Here is a 12,376-nt window from a genome sequence, read left to right on the forward strand (position 1 = left end):
CACATGGCACTGAACGACGATCCGAACAAGGACAACTACTACGCACAGGTGCAGTCGTCTCCTGGCATGCGCCTCGTCCGTGGGGGAGCTTGGTTTCCAGCAGTCTGCGAAGGCGAACATGCAGCGCATCAATTCGGCCATGGAGCAGCAGCGCGCCGCTGCCGCTCCGGCTGCTGCCCCTGCGATGCCAGCGCCGCAGATCAAGTTTGCCGGCACCGACTCCGCGCCGGACACGATGTTCAAGCGGCCGGCCAGCGCCGTGCCTGCGCCGCGCAACGCGGCGCAACTGGATGCAGCAAGCGCCGCCGAGGTGGCGGCGCGCAACAAGCGCATCCCCTGCCAGCTCGTCGCCCGGCGTGGGGGCGCCGGCGGCGGCTGGCGGGGGGCTCTGCGTCGGGCTACTTCATTGGAAGCAATGGGGTCCGGCGCGACATCAACGGGGACGGCACCATCGCGGGGGCCAATCCCAATGCGGTCTCGGTCAACCGCCAGTCCATGGGGGGCACGGCGCCGCCGCTCATGCGCAGCCAGCCCGTGGCCAGCACGTTCGGCCTTCCGGTCACGGATCCGCGGATCGACGAACAGCGAACGCCGGCAGCGCAATCGCCGCTGGTCCTCCGCGGCGCCGACGCCATGGCCGAGCAGTACAACGCCCGCGAGGACCGCGAGGCGCGCGCCAAGCTGGCCAGCGACCTGGACAGCCAGCGGTTCCGGCTGGAAATGATCGCCGGCAACCCGGACCGTCGCGGCCGCGCCGCACTGCAGGCGCTTGCCGAGAATGGCCAGCAGCGGGCGGCGCTGGCCGGGAATGCCGAGCGGCTGTCCGCCGAGGCCCAGCAGGGCCGGGCGAACCGGGCCAACACGCTCGCCAACACCGCCCTCGAGCAGCAGGGCCTCGATCGCCGATCCGAACAGGACATCCTGCTGCGCCGCGATGCGCTGGCGGCCGAACAGTCCGGCGTGAGCCAAGTGCTCAACGGCGAGAACGGCACCGTGTCGCTGTTGCGCCGCGATGGCTCCGTTGAGGGCGTCCGGAACCCCGACGGCACGCCGTTCCGCGTACCCGTGCAGGATCGTGGCCAGGTCACCGCGGCCGACCGCCTCGCCTTCCTGCGTGAGCGCATGAATAGTCTGGAAAAAGCCATTTCCGATACTCGCGCGTTGAATCCGACCGCGGACGTTTCCAGCTTCCAAGCCCAGCTTGACGCCCTGAACAAGCAGGCGCAGGGCCTGTTGTCGGGCCCGCAGCAACCGACGTCAGCCGCGGTCGCGGCACTCAAGGCCAACCCCGACAAGGCGGCCGATTTCGACGCCATGTTCGGCCCCGGCGCGGCAGCGCGTATCCTTGGCGCCAAGTAGCCCATTCGCCCCCTAAAGGTTGCCCATGTCCAACTTCTTCGACCGGCCCGAACTCAAGCGCAACTTCTTCGATGACGCGCCGGAGCCGGTTCGCCCGGCGCCTACGCAGACCCCACAGCCTAAGCTCACGCGCTCATGGGGAGAGACTGCAAAGGACCTCGGGCTTGGTGTTGCCCAAGGAACTGGATACCTGCTTGGCGGTACTGCTGAGCTGGCCAATACGCTCACCGGCGGGCGGATCGACAAGGGCGTGCGCAAGGCGCAGGGAGCGGTGGACCATCTGGTCAACGGCGGCGAGTATCGAGAGGGGCCGGGCATCACCGGCGCCTACACGGACCTCAACAAGCAGTTCGACGCCGCCAAGTCGCCGCTGCTGCAGCGCCGCAATCAGGAGCTGGCAGACACCAAGGGCTTCTTCGCCAGTGCCAAGAAGATTCTGACCGATCCGGTTGTGTTATCTGATCAGGTGGCTCAGCAGGTGCCTCAGCTTGCGTCGATGGCGGGCACCGCGCGCGGCACGCTGGTCAAGGGTGCAGAGAAGGCGCTGGCCAAGGGGGCCACGCGGGAAGCTGCGGAGGCCGCAGGCCGCAAGTCGCTGGAGCGCCAGATCGTCGCCTATTCGGCGGTGCAGGAGGCTGGCCCGTCGGCCATGCAGGCGCGCCAGGAAATCGACCAGCTCCCGCAATCGGTCTGGGACTCGAACGAGGAATACCGCTCGCGCATCGCTGCTGGCGAGGATCCCGCGGCGGTCAAGGAGTCCATGTCCAACGTGGCGGCGCTCAAGGCCGCCGGCGTGGGCGGCGCCGCCGGCGCGCTGGGCGGCAAGCTCACCGCCGGGCTGGAGGGCAGGATCTTCACGCGGGGGCTCGATCATGCGCCGCTGCTGTCGCGCCAAGGTGCCAAGGAGCTGGCCAGCACCATGGGCAAGGAGGCGCTCGATGAAACCATCCAGGAGGGTGGCAACCAGCTCGGCACCAACGTGGGCGTGCAGGGGATCGACGAGACCCGCGGGCTCATGGAGGGCGTGCCGGAAGCCGCCGGCACCGGCGCGGCGCTGGGTGGCCTGATCGGTGGCGGCCTGCATGTCGCCGGCACGGCAACCTCGCCGCAGCTCACCCGCGGCCCGCAGCCGGTAGCGGAGGAGCAGCCCGCGCCCGACGGCTCCCCGGACTTCGGCACTGCGCCGATCACCGTCGCCCCCGACGGCACGGCCGCGACCCTGTCGCAGGATGTCGCGCAGAGTCGGGCGCGGTCGCAGATGGGCCTGACCCCGGACGTCAACGCGGCGCGCGCCGCGCACCCGGGCGCCGCGCCGAACACCATCCCGCTGTCCCGCGGCCCCAGCGTGCCGTTCCCGGACGCCGCCCCGGGCAGCCTGTCGGATGCGCTCAACGCCACCGCCGAATCCGCCGCGCCGCCGGCCCAGGTATCCGACCCGGATGGATTGGCGCCGCTCGCCCAGCGCGCCGGCGCCGCGCCGCTGGGCAGCCTGGCCGACGCCGTCAAGGACGTGCCGGCGGCTCCGCTGGCTTCCAGTTCGGTTGCCGGTGTTCCGGCTGATGGAGCGCAAGCGGAAGACCTGACCTCGGCGCGCGCTGGCGAGGATTCACGGTCGCAAACCATGAGTCGGGAGCAATTCACCCTTGGTGAAGAGTCTGGGATCAGCGAGGAATTGGCCCGTGGCGCGTCGAACGATGCACGGTCTCAGCAGGACACCGGAGTACAAAACCTGGCTGAACGTGGTGGACCGGTGCCGGAACCCGAACAATCCGTCGCACCACAACTACGCGGGCCGGGGAATCAAGCTGCATCCGCCGTGGGAGCAGAGCTTTCCGGAGTTCCTGAGGGGAGTGGGCAAGCGTCCGGGGCCGGCGTATACGCTGGAGCGGATCGACAACAGCAGCGGCTACCTGCCGGGCAACGTACGGTGGGCGACGCGCAAGGAACAGGCGAACAACCAGCGAAAAACGCACCTGCTGACCTTCCAAGGAAAAACCCAGTCGCTGACGGCGTGGGCGGAGGAACTGGGCCTGGTGCCGTCAACGCTGCAGTACCGTCTGAATCAGGGCGGGATGTCGGTGGAGCAGGCATTGTCGACGCCGCGCCGCGCGGGCAGGAGGCCGACGGGCCTTCCGCCGTCGCCACGGCGGCGATGGAAGCCGCAACAAGCCCGGACAATAGCCTGAAGCCACCGTCGCCGGCTCAGGTCGAAGCCGGAAACTTCAAGGTGGGCCGCACCCGCATCAACGGGTTGGACATCAGCATCGAGCATCCCGCTGGTGTGAAGCGCAAGGCCGAGCACTCGCGTGCTCTGGCGCATGCCTATGGCTACATCCGGCGAACCGAAGGCGCGGACGGCGAGAAGTTCGACGTGTTCCTGGGCCATCGTGCTCACGACGCCACCTTGCCGGTCTTCGTGGTGGATCAGAACCGCGCTGACGGAAGCTTCGACGAATCCAAGGCGCTCATGGGCTTCGCCTCGAACTCCGAAGCGCGCGCAGCCTACTTGGCGAACTACCCCAAGGGATGGGGCGGTCTTGGCGCCATCACCCAGATGACGCAGGACGAGTTCAAGGCGTGGGTGAAGGACCCGGCCAAGACCGCGCTGCCTGCCGCAGCGCCACGTTCGGCCGAGCCGGGTACGGCCGAGCAGGAAGCGCCGGGAGCCGACATCGAGGATGAAATCCGGCCTGCAGGGAAGAAGCGCGATCGCGGCTTTACCAGCGCGGCGAGCGTCACCGCGGCGATCACCGAGCGCGGCCTGAGCCCGGCGGACTACGAGGTCAAGGCGACCGAGCAGGGCGGCTACATCGGCAAGCGCAAGGGTTCCCCTTCTGACTCTGCTGCAAGCGCTCCTGCAAAAGACAGCCGTGTGGACTCTGTGCCCACTGATGCGCGGGCGCGCACAGAGGGCGTCCAGAAGGATGGCGCGGCAGCCGCACCGGTTGCGCCGCTGACCGAGGATGAATGGAATGCGCTAACACCGGCTGGACGCCGAGAGGCGATGGCGAAGGCAGGTCTCAAGGGGATTCCGACACGGATCGAGCATAGCCACCTTAAGGATGCGTTGCGCAATGCGCTTGCCGGCCCTGTGCGCGAGATCCTCCGCCGCGAACAGGAACCAGTGCGCACCACCACCAAAGAGCACGATCCGTTCGCTGGGAACACCATCTTCACCAGCGATGCGGTGGAGAAGGCGCGCGCGCGGCTCAAGGCCAAGCTGGGGACGCTGAACAGCGGCGTGGACCCTGAAATGCTTGTGGACGGCGCCACCATCGCCGGCGCCTACATCGAGTCCGGGGTGCGCAAGTTCGGCGACTACGCCAAGGCCATGGTGGCGGACCTTGGCGAGGCGATCAAGCCGTACCTGCTGAGCTTCTACGAGGGCGTGCGCCACTACCCGGGCTTCGACGCCAAGGGGATGGACAGCGCGGCCGACGCCCAGCGCGAGTTCGATGCGCTGCTGACCCCGGCCGACCTGCAGGCGGATGCGATCGGCAATGCCAAGCCGCCGCGCAAGACCCGCGTCAAGGCCACCACCGAGCGTGGCGCGCGCACCCTGCGCGACGACTGGGGTGTGGACCACATCAACGGCTACTCGAACACGAGCAGCCGCGAGGATGGCAACGACACCAAGGACGCCTTCCTCAAGGATGCGTCCGCCTACCTCAAGGCCGTGGCCGAGGCGCTGGAGGACCAGGGCTACACCGTGACGCTGGACCGCAAGGGGAAGCCCGCCAAGGCCGTGAGCGTGAACGAGGGCGGGATGGCAGGCTCTGGCGACGTGTTCCTGCACATGGTCGCCCCGGATGGAACCGGGATCTACGTGCATGTCGGCGACACCGCGCTGCGTGGCGTGGTCAACACGACCACCAGCGGCATCGCCCTGATGTACCGCACCACCGACGGCACGCACGGCAAGAGCGGTGCCAACCAGTGGGGCCGGGTGGACTTGACCGCTGCCGAGCTTGCCGCCGAGCTGGTGCAGCATGTCGAAAGGAATCCGTGGACGGCGCGAGCAGAGAAGGGAGGTGTGCCGCATCAATCCAGCCCCGACGAACGGCGCGCCACTGCACAGGATCAGGCGCATAATGTGCCAGAGGAGGCCCCCAATGTTCGACGCGAAACTGATTTCCAGCGTAATCGGGAAGGAACAGTTCGACGCGGTGAACCGCAATCCGGCGCTGCCGAAGATCGAAACGATGACGCTGCTACACATTTGGGCGCAGCGCAGCCGCGCGAAACTGCGCAGGCTGGCGCAGAGTGGCGAATTGATCCCGCTGTTGACGCAGGGGTACCTGAACGCGCTGGATCTGGCGAACGAGACGCGCGGGCAGAACGGGCGCCTGACAGTGACCGAGTGCCTGCAGGTGGCCGATCTACCCCTGTCGCTGTAATCCCAAAGTCCAACTTCACGATCACCGACGAGCTGGATTTCTCCGGCGTCGGAGCGGTCGGCAAGTTCAACGGCAACCTGGCGGCGATTCGTCTGCTCAAGACACTGGAAGCCGAGGGGCGCCGCGCCACCCCGGAAGAACAGGCTGTGCTCGCACGGTATGTGGGCTGGGGCGGCTTGCCGCAGGCCTTCCGCCACCCCACCAGCGGCAAGGTCGCCAAGGGCTGGGACGCGCGCGTCGCGGAACTGGAGCAAGCACTCACTCCGGAGGAGTTGGCGGCAGCCGCGCGTTCGACGCAGGATGCCCACTACACATCGGCGCAGGTAGTCCGTGCCATATGGCGCGCGGTGGATATCCTTGGCTTCACGCATGGCCGCGTGTTGGAGCCGTCTATGGGCACCGGCAACTTCTTCGGCCTGATGCCACAGCAGGCGCGCACCGTGTCTGCACTCACCGGAGTGGAACTGGACAGCATCACCGGGCGGATTGCCCGCCAGCTCTACCAGAGCGCCAACGTGCAGGTGCGCGGGTTCAACGACATCAAGATCGCGCCGGAATCCTTCGACCTGGCCATCGGCAACCCGCCGTTCGGGTCGCAGTCGATCCACGACCCGCAGTACCCGGACCTGTCGAAGTGGAGCATCCACAACTACTTCTTCGCCAAGTCGATCGCGTCCCTGCGCCCGGGCGGCGTGCTGGCCATGGTCGTTTCGTCCAGCTTCCTCGATGCCAATACCAGCACCACCCGCGCGTGGATAGCAGAGCGCGCGCGCCTGCTGGGCGCAATCCGTCTGCCGCAGACCGCGTTCCAGCAGAACGCAGGCACCAACGTCACCACCGACATCGTGTTCCTGCAGCGGCTTGCTGACGGGATGGAGGGGGATGCCCAGGAATGGGTGTCCGTTGGCACAGCAAGTGACCAAGGGCAGGAGTTCCCGCTCAACCGCTATTTCTTGTCCAACCCCGACATGATGCTCGGGCGGATGGTCTGGAGCCCCCATACGACCATCGGCCGCGCGGGCGCCGTCCTTGAGGCCAACCCTGGCGAGGATCTGGCCGTCGCGCTCGACGCCGCAGTGGCGAAGCTGCCGGCCGGTGTGTACGTGCCGCCGGAAAAGCCGGCCAAGAAGGTGGCGACCGAGGTGAAGAAGGCCGCCGAAGCGGCGGCGGCGGTCAAGGTCTACGGCTACTTCGTGGCCGAGGACGGGAGCCTACGCCAGCGCCAGCCCGATAAGGATGGCGAGCATACCGACGTGGCCCTCAATGCCGGTGCCGCGGTCGACAAGCGCATCCGCGCCATGATCCCCGTGCGGGATGCGGTACGCGACCTTCTGGCTGCTGAGCTTTCGGATGCCTCCGACGCCGTGATCGAGGCCAAGCGCAAGGAGCTGAACCGGGTCTATGACGCCTTCGTGAAGGCCAATGGCCGGATTTCGCGGGACGTGAACAAACGCGCCCTACGCGACGACCCGGATTTCCCGCTGCTGCTGAGCCTGGAGCGCGACTACGACAAGGGCGTGACCCGCGACGCCGCGAAGAAGGCCGGCGTCGAGCCGCGTGCCGAGTCGGCCAAGAAGGCCGACATCTTCACCAAGCGCACCAACTACCCGGTCAAGCCGGTCACGTCGGTCTCGGACGCCAAGAGCGCCATGCTGGCATCGCTCAACGAGCGCGGTCGCATCGACCTGGACTACATGGCCGAGCTGTACGCCGGCAAGGACCGCGACGCCATTGTCGCCGAGCTTGGCGACCTGGTGTTCCGCACGCCGGAGGGAACGGTCGAGCCTGCGGACGCCTACCTGTCCGGCAACGTCAAGGCGAAGCTGGCAGCCGCACGGGAGGCCGCCAAGGATGACCCCGGCATGCTTCGGAACGTCGCTGCGCTGGAGAAGGTCCAGCCGCAGGATGTGGACGCTGCCGACATCTTCGTGCAGATCGGCACGCCTTGGATTCCCGCATCGGACTATGCCGACTTCGTGCGCGAGACCATCGAGGGCAAGTTCGACGGGCGCCATGTCCCGGCGCTGGGCAAGTGGCTGGTGGACGTGCAATCCGGCAACCGCACCCTCAACAAGGAACGGTGGGGCACCGAGCGCATGGGTGCCGATGCCATCCTCGAGGCGATCCTGACCGACAAGCCCATCGTCGTGAAGGACAAGGGCGCCAACCGCGATGACCCGCCGGTGGTCAACAAGGCCGAGACGGCGGCGGCGCTCGGCAAGGCGTCCGAGCTGCAGACCCAGTTCGTGGAATGGCTCTGGAAGGATGCCAGCCGCCGCGAGCGATTGATGCGGTTCTATAACGACACCTTCAACACCGATGTCCGCCGGAAGTACGACGGCGCGCACATGACATTCCCGGGCATGAGCCGCGGGGTGTTGACGGGGGGCAAGCTGCGCCCACACCAGGCCGCGTTCGCCTACCGGATGGTGCAGGACGGCGTAGCCCTGGCTGATCACGTCGTCGGTGCCGGCAAGACCTATGCCGCCATCGCCGGCACGATGGAAATGCGCCGCCTGGGCCTGTGGCGCAAGCCGATGATCGTGGTGCCCAATCACCTGGTTGACCAGTGGGCGTCGGACTTCCTCAAGCTGTACCCCGGCGCCAACGTGCTGGCTGCGGGGCGCAAGGATTTCGAGAAGTCGAACCGGCGCAAGCTGTTCGGACGGATCGCCACCGGCGACTGGGACGCGGTCATCGTGGCGCACTCGTCGTTCGGGTTCATCCCGGTGCCGGCAGAGGCCGAGGCGCGCATCCTGCGCACCGAAATCAAGGAGATTGAGGACGCACTCGATGCGATCCGCGCGGAATCCGGCAAGAAAGACCTGAGCTTCAAGCAACTCCAGAAGCGCAAGGAGGGGCTCGAGGCCAAGCTCAAGAAGCTGAACGAGCGCACGCGCGATGATCTGTTGGACTTCGCGGAAATGGGCGTAGATGCGCTGGTGGTCGATGAGGCCCACGAGTTCAAGAACCTGTTTTTCGTCACCAGCAAGCGCAACGTGGCCGGGCTGGGCTCGCCCGAAGGCTCGAAAAAGGCGTTTGACCTGTACGTCAAGACCCGCATGCTGGCCGAGCGCGACGGCGGAAAGAACCGGGTGTTCCTCACCGGCACCCCGGTCAGCAACACGCTGTCCGAGGTCTACCACATGCAGCGATACCTGCAGCGCGAAACGCTGGAGGAACGCGGCGTGGCCTCGTTCGATGCCTGGGCATCGGTGTTCGGGCAGATTGTCAGCGACTGGGAAATGGACGCGGCCGGCCGGTTCAAGGAAAAGACTCGCTTCCGCAAGTTCGCCAACCTGCCTGAGCTGGTAAGCATCTGGCGCCAGGTGGCCGACACGGTCACGCGCGCCGACCTGATCCGTGATGCCGAGGCCCAGGGGCAGCGGTTCCCGCTTCCGAAGATCAAGGGCGGGAAACCACAGAACATCGTTGTTCCGCGATCCCCGCAGCAGGCGGCATATATCGGCATCCCGACACCCGTCCTGGATGAGGAAGGTAAGCAGATGCACGACCCGGAAACCGGGAGCCGCTGGCGACCTATTCCGAGGGGTCGATCATCTACCGCATGGACAACATGCCCAAGGACCCCAGCATTGACAATTACCTCAAGGCGACGGGCGACGCGCGCAAGGCAGGCTTGGACTACCGGCTGGTGGATCCGGCCGCGCCGGACTTCCCGCAGTCCAAGGCCAACGAGGCGGTGCGCCGTATCGTGGAGCTGTGGAAAGAGAACAACGCCCGCCGCGGCACGCAGCTCGTGTTCTGTGACCTGTCCGTGCCTGCATCGGCACGCGGCAAGGCGACCGAGGCCGCGCAGGCCAAGCAACCCACCTGGTTCATCCGGCGCTACGGCGTGCTGGAGCACGTCGCCGGCGTGAAGGCCAAGCTCAGCGCCATGCCCGACCACCCGTTCTTCACCGTGAAGGAGAAGGGCGGCTACCGCGTGTATGACGCGATCGGCGCGGTTCGGATCGGTGACGGGCGCACCAAGCAGGAGGCGCTGGACAGCGCGAACGCCGTGCTCGCCGCAGATCCGGACGGCATGCGTGCGCAGTTCGAGGAGAATGCCATCCCACCCGAGGAAATCGACGCCTACGTGCAGGCATGGGAGGACGCCAAGGCAGCCAAGGAAGGGGGCGATGACAGCGAGGATGAGGAGGACACCGGGCCGGCCATCAGCATGGACGAGCTGCTTGCGGACCAGTCGAAGTTCAGCGTCTACGACGACATGAAGGAGAAGCTCCTGGCTGCCGGGGTGCCGCCGGAGCAGATCGCCTTCATCCACGACTACAACACCGACCTGCAGAAGGCCGACCTGTTCGCCAAGGTCAACCGCGGCGACATCCGCGTGCTGTTCGGCTCGACCATGAAGATGGGCGCCGGCATGAACGTCCAGAAGAAGCTGGTCGCGCTGCACCACATGGATGCGCCGTGGCGCCCGAGCGACCTGGAGCAGCGCGAGGGCCGCATCATCCGGCAAGGCAACGAGTTCTACGAGGCTGATCCGGATGGCTTCGAGATCGTCATCAACCGCTACGGCACTGCGGAAACCTACGACGCCAAGCAGTGGGAGATCATCCAGTCCAAGGCCGAGGGCATCGAGACATTCAAGGCCGGCGATCCGAGCGTCCGCGAGATCGACGACATCAGCAGCGAGGCAGCCAACGCCGCCGACATGAAGGGAGCTGCGTCCGGCAACCCGCTGCTTCTGGAGTCGATCAAGCTGCGGAAGGAAATCAAGGACCTCGAAGCGCAGGAGCGTTCGTTCATCCGTGCGCGCAACCGCATGGAGTCCATGGTGCGCAGCGTGGAAGCTGGCACCAGCACCGGCAACCGGATGCTGGCCGAAGCGCAGGCCGTCAAGGACGCAATCAAGCTGGAGGACGGCCTGGCCTTGACCATCGACGGGAACAGCTACACCGAGCGGAAGGCGGTGAAGCTGGAGCCGATTGCGCGCTTGTTCCAAGAAGCGCTGCAGAAGCATGACGCCATTGAGGCCGGCACGTTCCACAATATGCGGATCATCATGGATGGCCGGCATAGTGGGAAGGTCGAAGTCCACCTGATGGTCGGCAAGAACCATGTCGGCAATACTTCCTTCGGCGAGAACGACAACCTGAGCGCGGCTGGCTTCGTCTCCAGGCTGGAGAACATCGTCGCCCGAGTCGATCAACAGATCGAACACGCGCGCAACATGGTGGAAAAGGAGAAGCGCGAGGCAGAGCAGGCGCGCGAGGAGCTTCACCGCGGATTCCCGAAGGAGGCCGAACTGGCGGCCAAGCGTGAGCGCTCCGCCAAGGTCGTTGCGGCGCTGCGCGCAGGCAAGCGGTCTGTCGAAGGGGATCCCGAGCCTGCGCAGAAGTTCAGCCGCCGAGACCCGGCCGCGCGCGACGGCACCGGGCAGCGTACTGAGCAGGTGCGCCGCGCCATCGCGCCGATCGTGTCCCGCTGGGGTGCGTCAGCGCCGGAGGTGGTGGTGGTCGATACCGCCCATGACCTGCCGCAGGTGGTGCGTTCCGAGGAGGGCTGGAGGGATGCGGAGGGCTGGTACGACGACCGCACCGGCACCGTGTACCTGGTGGCCGGGAACCTGACCAGCGACGACCGCGCGCGCCGCGTGCTGGCGCACGAGGCGGTCGGCCACTACGGCATCGAGGCGATTGTCGGCGAGGCCCAATGGAGCCAGATCCGCGACACCGTCTACCGCATGATGCAGTCTGGGCAGCATCAAGCGCTGTTCGCCGAGCTGGCGCGCCGGTATCGGGGCGTGAACGAACCTTTGTTCGTGCGCGAGGCCGTGGCCGTGATGGCCGAAAAAGGCATGGGCGGCGGGGTGGTGAACCGCGTGATTGCGGCTATCCGCCGGTTCCTGCGCGGCATCGGGTTCGACCTGGAGTTCAGCGAGCGCGAGCTGCGCGACCTGATCGGCAAGTCCGCGCGCTACCTGCGCAACGGGCGCCGGCCGCGCGTGGCGCTAGAGGCGGGCCAGGCCATGGCCTTTGCCGCACGCCCGGACCGGGATTGGAACGCAACCGTGCCTGTAGTTGGCATTGCCGGCGGGACCTTCGGCGATACCAATTCCATACGCCAGGCGCGCGCGGCGGCGAAAAACTACCTGATGCGCCTGCGCGACAGCGGCCGCCTGATGACCAATGCTGATACCGGGTGGAAGATTGGCCTGAGCCGTGCCTCGATCAACGAGCTGACGCAGTTCGGCCAGGAGAAGCTGAACCTGTTGATCGCGCTGCCGCGCATCGCCAACGTGGCGGTGCTTGCGGATTCGGCGCCGAACCGGAAACCGGCAGCGCAGGGCGAGTCGGTCGTGGCCTACCACACGCTATACGCGCCTGTCGCGCTGAACGGCGAGCTGCGCATTGCCCGGCTGGTTGTGCAGGAGCAGGCCGGTGGCCGCTACGCATTCGACCTGCAGCAATCCAGCGTCCTGAACGCACAAGGCCCCGCCGGGGGTCGCCCGCTTTCCTGGTATCGAATCAGGTGCGCGACGGCCTGGCGAGGCCCATGCGTGGACTGTAGGCCAGCTACGGGACGCCGTCAATGCCGTCGATAGGAAGGGGTGGGCATTCAGCCATCCCAGCCAAGATTCCATGAAGGATTCG

Annotated in this window: 3 protein-coding genes; all 3 read left to right on the plus strand. The window is 66.8% G+C overall.

The genetic code is table 11. The annotated features are described in order from the left end of the window. Positions 1 to 3: 3 nt before the first annotated feature. The 3 genes from LJB71_RS08015 (at position 4) to LJB71_RS14635 (ending at position 12,327) form a co-directional block, all read left to right on the plus strand. Complete coding sequence (locus tag LJB71_RS08015; protein WP_259303783.1) at positions 4 to 1,359, plus strand: hypothetical protein; 1,356 nt, start codon at positions 4 to 6, stop codon at positions 1,357 to 1,359. Between the two features lie 25 nt (positions 1,360 to 1,384). Further along, positions 1,385 to 9,637, plus strand: coding sequence for a hypothetical protein (locus tag LJB71_RS08020; RefSeq protein ID WP_259303784.1), 8,253 nt, complete (start codon positions 1,385 to 1,387; stop codon positions 9,635 to 9,637). Between the two features lie 350 nt (positions 9,638 to 9,987). Next, positions 9,988 to 12,327 (plus strand): hypothetical protein, encoded by a 2,340-nt coding sequence (locus LJB71_RS14635; RefSeq protein ID WP_345779462.1) that lies wholly within the window; start codon positions 9,988 to 9,990, stop codon positions 12,325 to 12,327. The last annotated feature ends 49 nt before the right edge of the window (positions 12,328 to 12,376 follow it).

Source organism: Thermomonas sp. S9, from assembly GCF_024704365.1.
Classification (GTDB): domain Bacteria; phylum Pseudomonadota; class Gammaproteobacteria; order Xanthomonadales; family Xanthomonadaceae; genus Thermomonas.